This window comes from Micromonospora qiuiae, assembly GCF_016863555.1.
GTDB classification, from domain to species: Bacteria; Actinomycetota; Actinomycetes; order Mycobacteriales; family Micromonosporaceae; genus Micromonospora; species Micromonospora qiuiae.
The window spans coordinates 16,956-31,207 of sequence record NZ_BOPC01000031.1; the positions used below are offsets into that span (position 1 = coordinate 16,956).

The following is a 14,252-nucleotide window of genomic DNA, read 5'->3' on the forward strand; positions in this document are numbered from 1 at the left end:
TGGACCGACTAGCCTGCGCTGATGGCTGCACGACTGGGGTGGCTCCGGCGTCGGGTCGGGGATCTGAGCCCGCTGGTCGCAGCGCACGGCGTCGGTGTCGTCGGTACGGAGATCACCGCCCTGGCGCTGCCCACCCTGGCGATCCTCTACCTGGGAGCGTCGCCACTGGTCGCGAGCGCGTTGTTCGCGATTGAGTTCGGCGCCCACGCCCTCGCGTCGCCGGTCCTCGGCGTGCTCGTCGACCGCGCCCGTACGCCACGCCGCCTGCTGGTCGGCGCGAGCCTCGGCTACGCCGCGGTGGTGCTCACGGTGCCCGCCGCCGCGCTGCTCGACGCGCTCACCATCCCGTTGCTCGGCGTGGTCGCCGCCGTCGCCGGCGGACTCGGCGCCCTCATCACGATCGGCCTGCAGGCCGCCGTGCCGACCCTGGTACCGGCGGAGCGGCTGGTCGAGGCGAACTCCGCCATGGCCGGGGCACGTTCGGTGGGGCAGGTCGCCGGGCCGGCCCTCGCCGGCTGGCTGGTGCAGGTATGGGGCGCCGCCACCGCCATGGGCGTTGACGCGGCAACCCGGCTGCTTGGTGTCGTCGCGTACGCCCGGGTCCGCACCGCGGGCGCCGCGGATCCCAAGGCGAGGGCGTCCGGTATGGCGGGCACGTTTCTCGGCCAGTTGCGCGAGGGAGCGACCGCGATGCGGCAACGGCCGGTACTGATCCGGGTTGCCGTGGCGGCGGCCGCGCTGAACTTCGGCGGGTCCGCCCTCGGTGCCCTCTACCTCGTCTTCGCTTACCAGGAGCTGGACCTGTCGCCCGGCCTGATCGGGATCACGTACGTCGTCAGCAGCGTGGTGTCGATGCTCGCCGTCGCCGTTGCGAGCCAGGTGATCCGGACGATCGGCATGGCGCGAGTGGTGCCGGTGTTCGCGCCCCTGGCCGGCGCGGCGCTGTTCCTGATCCCGGCGGCCGCCGTCGCGCCGCCGTTCGTCACGCTCGTGGTCTACGAGGCGATCTTCTCCTTCTGTGCCACCGTGTGGTTCATCGCGACCACCACCCTCCAGCAGTCGCTGGTACCGATCCACCAGCTGGGCCGCGTCATCGCGCTCGGTCGCGCCGCGACCACGCTCGCCATCCCGGTCGGCGCGTTGCTCGGTGGGGCGCTGGCCCAGTGGTGGGGGCTCGTGCCGACCCTGATCCTCTTCGCCACGGCCGCCCTGCTCGGCGGCGCCGCGAGCAGCCTGCGGGGCATCGGGACGGCGACGCCGGCCCCGGAAGATGGCACGATCTCGCCAATCGCCTCACCCGGCGACGGTGACCAGGTTGGCAGTATCACGCCAACCTCAAGACCAGCAGTTGACGCGGCCCGGCGCCGCCCCGAAAGCTGAGGCGGCATCACGTATGGCGCTCAGTGTTTCTGCGATCTCCGCCCGGGGCCGCACTCGCCGAGAAGCCAACGACGGGAAGCGCTATGGACCTGTTGTCCGCCTACCGGGACATGCTCAGAATCCGACTCTTCGAGGAAAGCCTGCTGCGATGCGCGAAGCAGGGCCTGGTGCCCGGCAGCATCCACCCGTACACCGGCCAGGAGGCCGTCGCGGTCGGCGTCCTCGGGGCCCGGCGGCCGGACGAGTGGGTAGTCAGCTTCTACCGGTGCCACGGTCATGCCCTCGCCGCCGGCTGCTCGCCGCAGCGGATGATGCGCGAGATCCTCTGCCGCGACGGTGGCCTGTGTGGTGGCAAGTCGGGCTCGATGCACCTGGCCGACCGGGCCCACCATCTGCTCGGCTCGACATCGATCGTCGCCGCCCAACTCCCGATCGCGGCGGGTGCAGCGATGTCCGCCCAGCTCGACGGCGCCGGGCGCGCCGTGCTGGTCTTTTGCGGTGACGGCGCGCTCGGCGCGGGCGGGGCGTACGAGACCCTGACCATCGCCGCCGCGCAGCGGCTTCCGCTGCTCGTGGTCTGCGAGGACAACGGCTGGCAGGACCAGACGGCGAGCCGGTGGGTGCGTCATCTCAGCCCGGCTCAGCTCGTCTCCGGACTGGACCTGCCGCATGTCGAGGTCGATGGCAACGACGTCGAGGCGGTCCACGACGCCGCCACGGCCGCGTTGGCCGCCTGCCGCTCCGGCGCGGGACCGCAGGTCGTGGTCGCGCACACCTACCTGCGTGACTTCCACGCCCAACTCGGCGACCAACCGCCACGGCAGTACCGGCCGCAGGAGGAACGACAGCGGTGGGCGGCGCGCGACCCGTTGACCGTCGCCGCCGGGCGCATCCCGGCGGACCTGACCGACCTGCACGCCGAAGTCGCCGCCGAGATCGACGAGTTGCTGCTGTCCGCGCTGGCCGCCGGCACGCCGGATCCGGCGACGGCGACGACCGGGGTGAGCGTCACCACCGACCTGATCGGAGCGCACCGGTGAGCCGTCGACACCCGGCCGGCGTGGCCATCCGCGAGGCGTTCACGGCACAGCCGATGCTGAGCCACTTCAGCACATACCAGCAGGAAGACCTGATCGCGGAGTATGGCGCCGATCGGATGGTCCGGATGCCGATCGCGGAGAACGCGATGCTCGGCATGGCCCTGGGCATGGCGCTGACGGGTCGGCGGGTGCTGTTCAGCGTCAACCGGGTGGCGTTCCTGTTCAGCGCCTTCGACCAACTGGTCAACCAGGTGGCGACCTGGCGTTACATGACCGACGGCCAGTTCTCCGTGCCGTTGGTGATTCGGGGGCTGACCCGCGGCGGTGAACACCTCGGCGCGCAGCACGAGCACGCGCCGCACGGCATGCTGAGCCAGATCCCGGGCCTCGTCGTCGCGGTGCCCGGCTCGCCCAACGCCCTCGGGGGGCTGCTGCGGACCGCGTTGCAGCACCCCGACCCCGTCGTCGTCCTGGAGTCACCGCGCCTGTTCGCCCCCACCTGGAGCGAACTGCCCGAACCCGAGCCCACCGCCGCCGCGCTGCCGTTCGGCGTTGCCGGGCTCGCCCGCCCGGGAACCGACCTGACCCTCGTCGCGATCGGCAACACGGTCATCGAGAGTCTGCTGGCCGCGGAGCGGCTGGCGACGCGGGGAATCCAGGCTCGGGTGGTCGACCTGCGTACGGCCGCGCCGCTGGACCGGGACGGCGTCGCCGCGATGGTGGTGCCCGACCGCCCGGTGATCCTGGTGGACGAGCAGTCCCGCGCCGGGTCGGTGATGACCGACCTGGCATACCACCTCGTATGTGGTGGAGCGGCCCGCCCCGAGCATGTCGAGCTGCTCAGCGGGGCCGGGGTTCCGGCGCCGGTGAGCGCGGCGCTGCTCGACGGTCTGCTGCCCGACGCGGAGCGCATCGTCCGCGCGGCACTCGACAACCCGGCCCCACTCGCCCAGCGGAGATGACCATGACGAGCAGCGATTACGCGGTATGGCACGGCCTGACGCCGATGGGCGCCCACCTGCGGGAGAACGGGCCAGACCTGTTCCTCGTCGGCGGCTCCGGCAGCCACGTGACCGACGCTGCCGGACGTCGCTACCTGGACGCCCGGTCCTCGATGTGGAACGTCACCCTCGGATACTCCTGTGAGCCGGTGAAGCGGGCGATGGCCCGCCAGCTCGACGCGCTGCCCTCCGGCACCGTCATGCGCTACGAACATCCGCCGCAGGTCACCGTCGAGTATGCCGCGGCACTCGCAGCGGTGCTGCCGGAGCCGCTGCGGCACGTACGGTTCGGCAACACCGGCAGTCAGATGACGGAGTCGGCGGCCATGTTGTCCCGCTTCTACCGCCGCATGGCTGGCGAGACGGACCGGCAAACCGTGATCGCCCTGCGCGAGGCGTACCACGGGACCGGCCCGCTGGCCACCGCACTGACCGACGAACCGATCATGCACGACTACTCCGCGCCGATCGACGCGCACGTCGTGCACGTGCCCACCCCGCCGACGGAGACCTGTGACCCCGACGCCTGCACGGGCGAATGCGTACGCCCGGTCATCGAGGCCATCGACGCGGTCGGTGCCGATCACGTCACCGCGGTGATGTTCGAACCGGTCTCCGGCACCTCGTTCCGGCCGGCCCCGACGCACTACCTGGAGACGCTGATCGTCGAGTGCCGGCGCCGGGGCATCCACTCGATCGCCGACGAGGTGACCACCGGTGCCGGCCGGGTCGGCGCGATGACCTATATCGAGCGGCTCAACGAGGTTCCCGACATGCTGGTCCTCGGCAAGGGGCTCAGCGCCGGGTACTTCCCCCTCGCCGCGCTGGTCGTTGCGCGGGACATCTACGACGCCCTCGCCGACCCGCCGGTGCGGCTGGGCTTCCCCAACGGCTCGACCACGGACGGCCACCCGATCGGGGCGGCCTCGGGCCTCGCGGTGCTCGACATCCTCACTGCCGACGGCTTCCTTCCCAGGGTGCTCCAGCGCAGCGCCGAACTGACCGAGATGCTGGTCGCCGCATCGAATTCGGAACCGCGGATCGGCGCCGTCCGAGGCGAGGGCATGATGCTCGGTGTCGAGCTGCGCGACGCGAACGGCGCGCTGTGGTCGCTGCGTGACGTCAGCGAGCTGCGCCGGGTCTGCCGGGAGCACGGACTGCTCACCAGCTACTCGGTCGGGGTGATGCCGTTGCTGCCACACCTGACGATCTCCACCGACGACTGCCGGGAGCTGGTGGAGAGGTTCGTCAAGGCGGTGGGGGCGTACCAGGCGTAGCGCCGCTCACCCGATTCACGTGGCCACGCCCTCCGGCTTCCGCTGCGGCGGTGGGCTCGGCGTCACCGCCGGCGGCGATCCGTCCGGCGCCGTGGCATCGGGCGGCCCGCCCGATGCCGCTCGGCGCGGTGCCAGCCGGCGCATCATCGGCTGTTCCACGTACCGGTGCAGCAACCCGGCCAGTGCCAGGGTGAGCAGGAGGAACCCGACCACCGCGACGGGACCCCACCAGCCGGGGAAGCCGGTCCCCCAGTCGCCGGTGACCCGCAGGATCGTCATGATCACGAAGACGTGCACCAGGTAGAAGGCGAAGGAGACCTCGCCGAGCCAGAGCATCGGCCGGGACCGCAGCGGCGAGCGGCTGCCGCGTACGTCGGCGTCCGCCGCCGCGGCGATCAGCACGACGTACGCCGCCGAGAGGATCGCCGCCCACAGCTCGGCCCGGATCCACTGCGAGGCCACCACCCAGGTCGCCACGAAGATCAGGCTCGCCACCGGCAGACGCGGACCCCGCCAGCGACCACGCAGCATGAGTTCGGCGGCAGCCACCCCCATCCAGAACTCCAGCGACCGGACCAGCGGAAACACCTGGGCGAACCACCACCGGTACTGCTCGGGCACCAGCGTCTGCGCGGGCCAGAGCGCCAGGATCAGCAGCGGCACCGCGATCACCACGGCCCACAGCAGCCACGGCCGGGCCCGTCGCACCAGCGGCAGCGCCAGCGGCAGGCACAGGTAGAAGAACATCTCGCAGGAGAGCGACCAGCTCACGTTGTTGACGCTGTAGAAATATCCGGGCCGGGGATCCCAGGCCTGAAGCAGGAACAGGTTCTCCAGCGCGGCCACCGGGTTGATCGGGTCGGCGAACCAGAACGCGGCCAGCATGGCCAGCGCCCACATCAACACGTGATTCGGATAGATCTTGGCGAAGCGACGCCGCCAGAACCGCCACCGGGAGTCACCGGGCCGGGCCGACCAGACCAGCACGAATCCGCTGAGGATGAAGAAGAACTGCACCCCGGACAGGCCCAGGGTGAACACTTTGCCCATCACCGCCTGATGGTCCGGCTCGGCGACGATCCGCATGGTCCCGGCGTGGAAACCGAAGACCAGCAGCGCGGCGATCCACCGCAGCCCGGTCAGCGACGGCAGCCGGCTCGTCGCACCGCGTCCGCTCGTGGTGGTCGGCCGATCGACGGTCGTGCTGGTCATCCGGGCACCCTAACCGTCCGGGGCATTCCAGGTGCAATCGGGCCGTGCCCGCATCCGAGAGGCCATTGTTCGCCCGCTCGGCGCAGGCCGGCTGTTCAATTTCCTCACCGCTGCCGGTCACGTGCGGTTCCCGACCCGGCCATCCCGGCGGTCGAGGGTGTCCGCGTGGCCATTCAGCCGACGCAAGCACCGCTGCTGAGCATCGTCGTGCCGGTCTACGGCGTCGAGGCGTTCCTGGGCGAGTGCCTTGATTCCATCTACACCGACGTCCCGGTGGCCGAGGCCGCGGCGGTGGAACTGGTCGCCGTGGACGACGCCTCCCCGGACCGGTGCGGGAAACTGCTGGACGAGTACGCCGCCGGCCACCCGGGCGTACGCGTGCTGCACCTACGCACGAACGTCGGCCTCGGACCGGCCCGCAACGCCGGCCTGGACGCCGCCACCGGTCGCTACGTCTGGTTCGTCGACAGTGACGACTGGCTGCCACCGGGCACCGTTGCCGCCGTGCTCGACCGGCTGCGGGCGGACCGGCCGGACGTGATGATGGTGGACCACCTGCGGGTGCACGAATGCGGGCGACACGAGGTGGACCCCAGCAGCCGTCTGCTGCGCGGCGCCCCGGGCGTGGTGCGGCTGGCCGACTGGCCGCAGCTGCTGCGGGTGCAGCACACCGCCTGGAACAAGGTGGTACGGCGTGACTTCCTGACCGAGTTGGGCCTGCGCTTTCACCCCGGCTGGTACGAGGACATCCCGTTCAGCCATCCGCTGCTGATCGGCGCGGAGCGGATCTCGGTGCTGGATCGGGTCTGCTACCTGTACCGCCAGGGCCGTCCAGGCGCCATCACCTCCACCCGCAGCGGCCGGCACTTCGACGCGTTCGAGCAGTACGACCGGCTCTTCGCCTGGCTGGCCGCCCGGCACCCCGACGGCCGCTGGCACGCCGAACTGTTCGACCTGATGGTGAGCCACTTCCTGGTGGTGGTGGGCAACGACGACCGGCTTCACCCGCACCTGCGGCGACGCTTCTTCCGTCGGGTGGCGGAGCACTACCGGCGGTACCTGCCGGACAGCGGCTACCCCCGCCCGGACGGGGTGGCCGGGCTCAAGCACCGGCTGGTCGACCGGGACAGCTACCTGGCGTACGCGGCGCTGCGGCGAGCACACCGGCTCGCCGGCCGGCTGCGTACGGAGAAGGACAGCCCGGCGCCCCCGACGACCACGGTGCCGGCGACGACCACGGTGCCGCCGGCGACCCCGACGCCGGCCAGCAGCCCGCACCACGCACTGGCGCGGTCCCATGGAGACGGAACGGAATGACCATCTTGAAGATCGGCCCGCACCCGGTCGGCAGCGGAGAACGCCCTTTCGTGGTGGCCGAGATGTCCGGCAACCACAACGGCGACCTGACACGCGCACTGGCCATCGTGGACGCGGTGGCCGACAGCGGCGCGCACGCCCTGAAGCTGCAGACCTACCGTCCCGACACGATCACCATCGACGTCGACGCGCCGGCCTTCCGCATCTCGGGCGAGCACGGGCTGTGGGGCGGGCAGAACCTCTACCGGCTCTACGAGCGGGCGCACACCCCGTACGAGTGGCACGGGCCGATCTTCGAACGGGCCCGCGAGCGCGGCCTGACCGTCTTCTCCTCCCCGTTCGATGCCTCGGCCGTCGAGCTGCTGGAGGAGCTGGACGCGCCCGCGTACAAAATCGCTTCGTCGGAGCTGGTCGACCTGCCGCTGATCCGGCTGGTCGCCGCCACCGGCAAGCCAATGGTCATCTCCACCGGGATGGCCACGCTCGCCGAGATCGACGCCGCCGTACGCACCGCCCGCGCCGGCGGGGCCGGCGGAATCGTGCTGCTGGCCTGCACCGTCTCGTATCCGGCACCTCCCGCCGACAGCAACCTGCGCCGCATACCGGTGCTGGCGGAGGCGTTCGGCGTGCCGGTCGGTCTCTCCGACCACACCCCCGGCATCGGCGTCCCGGTCGCCTCGGTGGCGCTCGGGGCCTGCTTCATCGAGAAGCACGTCACGCTGGACCGCGCCGACGGTGGGGTGGACTCCGACTTCTCTCTGAACCCCCCGGAACTGGCCGCCCTGGTGGTCGAGTCGGAGCGGGCGTACGCGGCCCTCGGCGGCACCGCCGTCGGTCCGACGCCGGCCGAACGGGAGGGTCTGCGTTTCCGGCGCTCGCTGCACGTGGTGGCCGACGTACGCGCCGGCGATGAGGTCACCGCCGACAACGTCCGCTCCATCCGCCCAGCCGGCGGCCTCTCCCCGGTCGAGATCGACCGCGTCCTCGGCCGCCGCTTCACCGCCGACGTGCCCCGCGGCACCCCGCTCAGCTGGGACCTGATCTGACGCTGCCGATCACGCACCGGCAGGCAGGCGCCCGACCGCCGCCAGGTTGATCAACTCGGCTTCGGCGGGATGGCGGCATCCGCCCGCCTGGCATACCGCCAGGGCCTCGGTGGGGTGGCTGGATGCTGTCGACCTGATAGCGCAAACGGGTCACCCACCGGGTCACAGTCCCCGATCAATGCAACAGCGCCCTGGGCGATAGCACGAACGGTTCAGCTCGACAGGGCCGCACACCCTGCCGTCATGCCCGGATTCACTGCGGATTTGCCGCTCCTCAAATATCCGCGGTTGATACCATCCGGATCACTCCACGTCTATCCTTCGGATGGCACGGGTTGCGGGGTGTTGGGGTTTCCGGGCCGGTTGAGGCCACGAGTTGCGGTGTCCCGTGGCAGGGCCGCGAGTTGCGGTATCCGGTACGACGACGCCGGTCGCGAACGTGGCGTCATCGCCCGGCCGCCTGACCTGCCAGGACCCGATTCCGCCGCCACCGCCCTGTTGCCGGGGTCGCTATAAGCAGACCGTCGCCGTGGCGATGTCAGTTGGCATGCATGGCCGCAGCCTAGGGGCGGCCGCCGTCCGTCTTGATGTCGCTGACGAAGGTGGCCCAGGTTCGCCGAGATCACCCAACACGGACCGGCAGCGGCCGACATGTCGCGACTGGCCACCATCCTCGGCCTGACCCGACAACCCTGACCCGATCCACCGGGTTGCCCAATTCGCCTGGTGACCCTGTTCCTCGGATTACGGGCGGCGCAGGTTGCGGCATGTCGGGGTGTTCGGGCCGATCGCGTGGGTGACCGTGGTGGCGTTGGGGCCGAGAGTTCCACCTCCGAAGAAGGGGCCCGACAGGTGCCACGTGAAGCCGCTGCGGGTCAGGCCGCCGACGGGCAGATCCCAGGTGAAGGTCGGCGGGTCGAGCAGGCCTGCGGTGCACTGCAGGTTGGTCGGTGGGTTGACCGTGCGCGCCTCACGACTGATCCACCCTGGTCCGGCGCCGGCGCGTGGCGAGCATGAGCAGCAGGCCGGCGAGCAGCGCACCGACACCAGCGAGCACAGGTGTCCACAGGTTGGTGCCGGTCTGCGGAAGCGGTTGAACCTTGCCGCCCGCCGACGTGCGTTCCCCGAAACCGATCGCGGTGACGGTCAGGTCCGCTGACCCCGAGGCCGTGGTGCCCGTGAGCAGGCTCGCGGTGATGAGGATCCAACGCTGCTGGTCGGAGGGCATCTTGCTGACGGTGATCGGATGTGCGACCAGTCTGGCGGCTGGACCGTTTGCGAGAACCTGCTCCCCTGGACCGGTTGGGCAGAAATCGTCTACCCACCGCTTGGTGCAGACGGCAGCCTTGACCTGGAGCCCGTCAGGGTCGACTGCGAGCCGGCCCCGCGCCGACAGCGTGATGGTCACCCTGCCGGGATGCTTCGCATGTGCAGAGACGCCCACTTGCCATGGCACCGGCTCGCCGGGCGCCATGCTCGCCATGCGCTCCTTGTCGCCGATCGATGTCAGGGTGAGGTATCTGCCACGCATGACCTCTTCGGTCTCGACTGCGCGGGCTTGGCTGGGCGCCGCCAGTACCGCAGCGGTGACTGCCGGCAGCGCAACCACCACCAGGAACATGCACCGCAAGGTCGAGCCACGGCGGGCTACGGCGGTGCGCCGCCGCGTCCGCGATTCGGTGCCGCGCGGCCAGTACGCCCAGGTGACGATCGCCGCGGTTCCGATCGTGATCACACTCATCGCGTACACGTTCGACACCGCACGCACCGCGTACCCGAGTTTGGGCACCGACCATTCGACGAGCCGCACGTGGGTCACCGTGTACGGCGCGCTGTCGTTGGACTCGTTCGCGTCCCCGCGCAGGGTGAGTAGGCGAACCGGCCCGTCGCCGTTGGCTATCTCGACGACCCGGTGGGTGATCGGTGGCAGCGGTGTGCGGTCGACGGTGACGATGTCTCCCACCTGGACCTCGGACGCGGGGATCTCCCGCACCACGGCCAGTGATCCGGCGGGAATCGTCGGGCTCATCGATCCGGTCTTGAACAGGATGAGCGAGATGTCGAAGAAGAACGCCAGCGGAACGAGAACGACGCACACCGCCCCGCCGACGGCGAGCAGGGTCAGCACCAGGTCGCAACCTCGGGCAAGGGTCCCGTGCCATCGATGTACTCGCCCTACCATCTGATGAATCCTTTACCTAGGGGTACGGCTTGCCCAGCTGCTGGACGCGGTCTGCGATTCCGTGCCGAAGGTGCTCGCGGTGAACGACCCGGTGCCGTACTCGCCGTCGCTCCACGCGGCGAGCGTGGACGTCGTTCCCATGCCGAGAACGAGGGCGCCGGCGAGTACGGCACGGGTGCGGCGCAGCCGTGGTGCTCCGGACGCCCGGTGGTCGACCACGGCCGTTGCCTACGCGGGCACGGACTCGGCCAGGAGCTGCCAGGTTTCCGTGACCGTCGAGCCCTGCACCAGATCCTCGTCCGCTGTGACGACAAAGCACAGGTACGCGGGAGCGCCCGGGGTGGCCGCGTCGACGCCCTGCGTCAGGTCGAACGGCACCGCAGGGGTGGCCACCGCGTTGAGCGCCGTGCCCTGCGGCACGATCCAGGTCGGGGCGGTGGGCGTCGCGCTGCAGTCGGTGAAGGCCCCGACAGTCGCGATTCCGTAGGTGAGGCCGACGAAGGGCGACGGGTCCGGGACGGCCCCCGCCACCGTCACGGTCGCGTCGTACGTCGTACCCGCGGCGAGGCGGACGGCGAACGGCGCCGCGACCACGTCACCAGGGCTGATGTCGTTGAACCCGGTGCTGAAGGCCAGTGCGGCGGCATCCTCGGGCGCGGGGTGGCTGGTGTAGGTGGTGCCGTCCGTGCTGCCCTCCATGTCGAATGTGCCCGCTGTGAACGTGCCCGTGGCGTATTCGGAGTCGTTCCAGGCGGCGAGGGTGATCGTCGCGCCGAGGCCGAGGGCGATCCCACCAGCCAGGATGGCTTTGAACTTGCGACTGCGTACTCGACTGCTCGATTCGACCAACGTCGTCCTTACCGGTTCGTGCATCTTCGTTCTCCTCGGTGCAGGTGCGGTTGCTTGTCCTGGCCGGCGCCAGAGGCGCAGCGTGACTTGGAGTGGCTGCTGCCTTCGAGTCCGCCAATCGGATGTGGCGGGATCTGTCACGCAAGGGACACCATAGGGTGCAAAGCGGCACGAAATGCTCAAACCGCCCAGATCATCACCGACTGGTAGGCGTGGGCTCCGAGGCGGCGAAGGCGACGGTGACGGTGACGGCGAGGTCGGCCAGGTGCAGGGTGCGCCACCGCCAGGAGGTCCCGGGGGGCGCGGACAGGCCGTATCGGTGCCACCAGGTGGCCACCGGGATGTCGGTGAGTTTGGCGAGGCACTCGGTGCGGGTCCAGCGGACCCAGAAGTCGGTGGCACCGAAGCTGCGGGCCAGCGCCGGGGGCACCGGGACGTCAGCGCGTTCGGCGTCGATCGCCACCCGCCAGCCGGGCACCGGTGGGCCGTACCAGCCGACGCAGCGTCCGTCGCCGAGATGGCTGCGGGTGACCGCGCCGGCTGACTCGGCGGCGGGGACCACCCGCAGGTGCCGGTGCGCGGCGGCGAGCAACGCGGACACCTGCGGTGATCCCGGGCCGTGGGCGCGGAACCATCGGCTCGCCGGTTCAGCTCGAGGCGGCACCGTCGACCACGATGGCCTGACCGTTGATGTTGGTCTGGTCACGCAGCAGCAGCCGCACCACCGGCACCACCTCCGCCGGCTCGGTCAGGTGACCGGTCGGGGTACGGCGCACGATCTGGTCGAGTTGGGTCTGGCCGAGCACGGCCGACATCTCCGAGGCGAAGAATCCGGGCGCGACGGCGTTGACCAGCATCCGTCCGCCGAGCTCGCGGGCCAGCGACCGGGTCGCCGCGTCCATCCCACCCTTGGTGGCGGAGTACGCGACCAGGCCGGGAAAGCCGCGCTGCGCGCAGATCGAGGTGACGTTCACGATCCGGCCGCGCCGCCCCTGCGCCAGCATCCGCCGCACCACCAGGCGGGTGAGCTGCAACGGCGCGGTCAGGTTCGTCTCGATGATCCGGGCGATGTCGGCGGTGGCGGTGTGCACGTGCAGCGAGTCCTGCCCGACGGCGGCGTTGTTGACCAGACCGTCGATCGGCCCGAGGCGGCCCTCCGCCGCCCGGACGAACGCCTGTGTGGCGGCGAGGTCGGTGACGTCCACCGAGTCGACGTACGACCGATCCGGTTGGACGTCGGCGAGCTTGGCCAACTCGGGGGTGACGGTACGCGCGAAAGCCGCCACCTTCAGGCCCGATTCGAGCAGGTCGTTGACGATGGCGAGGCCGAGCCCACGGGATCCGCCGGAGACGAGCACCACGGTGGACGGCGGGACGAGCAGGGCGGGGGTCGCGGAGTCAGACATCACTCTTCAGGGTCTCCTTGACGGGGATCTCGGTCAGTACGCGGATCCGGCGCGGTACCGCGTACTCGGGGAGCCGATCGGCGCACCAGCGCACCAGCCCCGCCTCGTCCGGCGCCGCCGTCGCGGGATCGGCTGCGGTGAGCACCACCTCGGCGACGACCATGTGGCCGAGCAGCGGGGCCCGGCGACCGGTGACCCGGGCCCAGGCCACCCGCGGATGGGCGGTGAGCACGTCGCGTACTCCACTGGCGGAGATCTTGCTGCCACCCACGTTGATCTCGTCGGAGTCGAGCCGTCCGCTGATCAGCACCCGGTCGCCGACGAGCTGCGCCCGGTCACCGGTACGGATCGGACCGTCCAGCCCCGCCCCGTGGTACGGCGACGTGATCACCAGTTCTCCGTCGCGTACGCCGAGGGTGGGTCGGCCGGGTGTCGTCCGGTCCAGCCACTCGACGGGAAAACCGGCCCGCCCGTCGTGCACCACCACGGCCGCGCCGACCTCGGAGGAGGCGTAGATCCAGGAGATCCGGGCCGTTGGGAACACCTCCCGCAGGCGGTCCAGGATCGCCTGGTCGACCGGTTCGCCGCCGAGGGTCAGCTGGCGCAGCGGCACCCGGGCCAGCCCGACGGGATCGCGGTGCAGGGCGCGGCGCCAGAAGGTCGGTGTGCCGGAGGCGGCGTCCACACCGTGTGCAGCGGCCAACGCCGGCCAGTCGTCGAACTGCTCCGGCTCGACCACCACCAGGTCCTGCCCCGGCTGGGTCAGCGACAGCGTCACCACCTGCCACCAGGCGTACGTGCCCGGGGCGTACGGGCAGAGCCAGGTGCGGGCGGGTTGCTCGCCTCGGACGGTGGTCAACGACGCCAGCGTGTGCCCGACCCGCTTGGGACGGCCGGTGGATCCGGAAGTCAGCAGCCACAGCCGGTCGCGCTCGACCGGCCGGAAGCCAGCCGGTGCCGCCGTGCCACCGGTGTCCACGCCGCCAGCGGTGTCCACGCCGACGGCATCCGCGCCGAGCTCGGCCACCGTGAAACCGGCGTCGCGCAGCTCGTCGCGCATCATCGCGTCGACCCGGCCGGGCGTGCTGAGCAGCAGCTCACCGCCGTGCACCGCGTGGTGACGGGCGGCGGCGAGCGCGTACCGGGCGGAGTGCACGAGCACCGCGACCGGGGCCGCCGGCAGGGCCAGCTCCGGCAGGTCCCGCCAGGTCGCGGTGGTGCCATCGACGACGACCCGGTTGCCGACGCCGGCCGGCCGGGCGAAGGCCACGCTCACTGCCGGTGCAGCTCGACGAGGAAGTCGAGCACGTCGCCGACCGTGGCGATCCGCCGCAACCCGGGAGCGTCGAAGTTCAACTCCTGTCCCGTCTCGTCCTCCACCCGCAGTGCCAGCTCGGAGAAGTCCAGCGACCGGAAACCGACCTCGCGCAGATCGGCACCGTCGTCGTCGGGCAACACCCTGCCCTGATTCTCGAGCACCTGGCCCATGAGGTCGCGAATGCGCGCCCGAGTCAATTGCGTCATGCGGCGGAGTCTACAGCC

At 70.9% G+C, this 14,252-nt stretch carries 14 protein-coding genes; 6 read left to right on the forward strand and 8 right to left on the reverse strand.

The window, feature by feature from the left end; translation table 11 throughout:
• The first annotated feature begins 21 nt into the window (after positions 1 to 21).
• The 4 genes from Vqi01_RS12280 to Vqi01_RS12295 all read left to right on the forward strand — a co-directional run bounded on the left by Vqi01_RS12280 (position 22) and on the right by Vqi01_RS12295 (position 4,698).
• Positions 22 to 1,380, forward strand: a complete 1,359-nt coding sequence (locus tag Vqi01_RS12280) for an MFS transporter (protein WP_204034880.1) — start codon at positions 22 to 24, stop codon at positions 1,378 to 1,380.
• A gap of 83 nt (positions 1,381 to 1,463) precedes the next feature.
• Positions 1,464 to 2,420, forward strand: a complete 957-nt coding sequence (locus Vqi01_RS12285; protein WP_204034881.1) for a thiamine pyrophosphate-dependent dehydrogenase E1 component subunit alpha — start codon at positions 1,464 to 1,466, stop codon at positions 2,418 to 2,420.
• Positions 2,417 to 3,382 carry an alpha-ketoacid dehydrogenase subunit beta gene (locus Vqi01_RS12290; protein ID WP_204034882.1) on the forward strand — a complete coding sequence of 322 codons (966 nt, stop codon included), beginning with the start codon at positions 2,417 to 2,419 and terminating at the stop codon, positions 3,380 to 3,382. The genes Vqi01_RS12285 and Vqi01_RS12290 overlap by 4 nt, the downstream gene beginning before the upstream one ends.
• A 2-nt stretch (positions 3,383 to 3,384) precedes the next feature.
• Positions 3,385 to 4,698, forward strand: a complete 1,314-nt coding sequence (locus tag Vqi01_RS12295) for an aminotransferase family protein (RefSeq protein WP_204034883.1) — start codon at positions 3,385 to 3,387, stop codon at positions 4,696 to 4,698.
• Between the two features lie 15 nt (positions 4,699 to 4,713).
• On the opposite strand, the gene Vqi01_RS12300 is transcribed toward Vqi01_RS12295, so the two are convergent.
• Positions 4,714 to 5,910 carry an acyltransferase family protein gene (locus tag Vqi01_RS12300; RefSeq protein ID WP_204034884.1) on the reverse strand — a complete coding sequence of 399 codons (1,197 nt, stop codon included), beginning with the start codon at positions 5,908 to 5,910 and terminating at the stop codon, positions 4,714 to 4,716.
• A 165-nt stretch (positions 5,911 to 6,075) separates the two neighbouring features.
• Between Vqi01_RS12300 and Vqi01_RS12305 the strand changes: the two genes are divergently transcribed.
• Positions 6,076 to 7,227 carry a glycosyltransferase gene (locus Vqi01_RS12305; RefSeq protein WP_204034885.1) on the forward strand — a complete coding sequence of 384 codons (1,152 nt, stop codon included), beginning with the start codon at positions 6,076 to 6,078 and terminating at the stop codon, positions 7,225 to 7,227.
• A complete protein-coding gene (gene pseI, locus Vqi01_RS12310) occupies positions 7,224 to 8,273 on the forward strand; it encodes a pseudaminic acid synthase (protein ID WP_204034886.1) in 1,050 nt (349 codons plus the stop codon). The genes Vqi01_RS12305 and pseI overlap by 4 nt, the downstream gene beginning before the upstream one ends.
• 970 nt (positions 8,274 to 9,243) lie before the next feature.
• Here the strand turns inward: pseI and Vqi01_RS12315 are convergent.
• From Vqi01_RS12315 to Vqi01_RS12345, 7 genes are all read right to left on the reverse strand, one after another.
• Positions 9,244 to 10,401, reverse strand: coding sequence for a signal peptidase I (locus tag Vqi01_RS12315; protein WP_204034887.1), 1,158 nt, complete (start codon positions 10,399 to 10,401; stop codon positions 9,244 to 9,246).
• Positions 10,402 to 10,467: 66 nt separating this feature from the next.
• Complete coding sequence (locus Vqi01_RS12320) at positions 10,468 to 10,674, reverse strand: SipW-dependent-type signal peptide-containing protein (protein ID WP_204034888.1); 207 nt, start codon at positions 10,672 to 10,674, stop codon at positions 10,468 to 10,470.
• 9 nt (positions 10,675 to 10,683) lie between these two features.
• Positions 10,684 to 11,328, reverse strand: coding sequence for a SipW-dependent-type signal peptide-containing protein (locus Vqi01_RS12325; protein ID WP_204034889.1), 645 nt, complete (start codon positions 11,326 to 11,328; stop codon positions 10,684 to 10,686).
• A 172-nt stretch (positions 11,329 to 11,500) separates the two neighbouring features.
• A complete protein-coding gene (locus Vqi01_RS12330) occupies positions 11,501 to 11,905 on the reverse strand; it encodes a hypothetical protein (protein ID WP_204034890.1) in 405 nt (134 codons plus the stop codon).
• A gap of 46 nt (positions 11,906 to 11,951) precedes the next feature.
• Complete coding sequence (locus Vqi01_RS12335) at positions 11,952 to 12,710, reverse strand: SDR family NAD(P)-dependent oxidoreductase (RefSeq protein ID WP_204034891.1); 759 nt, start codon at positions 12,708 to 12,710, stop codon at positions 11,952 to 11,954.
• A complete protein-coding gene (locus Vqi01_RS12340; protein ID WP_204034892.1) occupies positions 12,703 to 13,986 on the reverse strand; it encodes an AMP-binding protein in 1,284 nt (427 codons plus the stop codon). Before Vqi01_RS12340 ends, Vqi01_RS12335 begins: the two co-directional genes overlap by 8 nt.
• Positions 13,983 to 14,234: a phosphopantetheine-binding protein gene (locus Vqi01_RS12345; protein WP_239098350.1), complete on the reverse strand. Its 252-nt coding sequence runs from the start codon at positions 14,232 to 14,234 to the stop codon at positions 13,983 to 13,985. Before Vqi01_RS12345 ends, Vqi01_RS12340 begins: the two co-directional genes overlap by 4 nt.
• Positions 14,235 to 14,252: the final 18 nt, after the last annotated feature.

Bases quoted from the DNA above. Each gene is read 5' to 3' on its own strand.
- Vqi01_RS12280 (WP_204034880.1), top strand. From the start codon at position 22: ATGGCTGCACGACTGGGGTGGCTCCGGCGTCGGGTCGGGGATCTGAGC.
- Vqi01_RS12285 (WP_204034881.1), top strand. From the start codon at position 1,464: ATGGACCTGTTGTCCGCCTACCGGGACATGCTCAGAATCCGACTCTTC.
- Vqi01_RS12295 (WP_204034883.1), top strand. From the start codon at position 3,385: ATGACGAGCAGCGATTACGCGGTATGGCACGGCCTGACGCCGATGGGC.
- Vqi01_RS12300 (WP_204034884.1), bottom strand. From the start codon at position 5,910: ATGACCAGCACGACCGTCGATCGGCCGACCACCACGAGCGGACGCGGT.
- pseI (WP_204034886.1), top strand. From the start codon at position 7,224: ATGACCATCTTGAAGATCGGCCCGCACCCGGTCGGCAGCGGAGAACGC.
- Vqi01_RS12325 (WP_204034889.1), bottom strand. From the start codon at position 11,328: ATGCACGAACCGGTAAGGACGACGTTGGTCGAATCGAGCAGTCGAGTA.
- Vqi01_RS12335 (WP_204034891.1), bottom strand. From the start codon at position 12,710: ATGTCTGACTCCGCGACCCCCGCCCTGCTCGTCCCGCCGTCCACCGTG.
- Vqi01_RS12345 (WP_239098350.1), bottom strand. From the start codon at position 14,234: ATGACGCAATTGACTCGGGCGCGCATTCGCGACCTCATGGGCCAGGTG.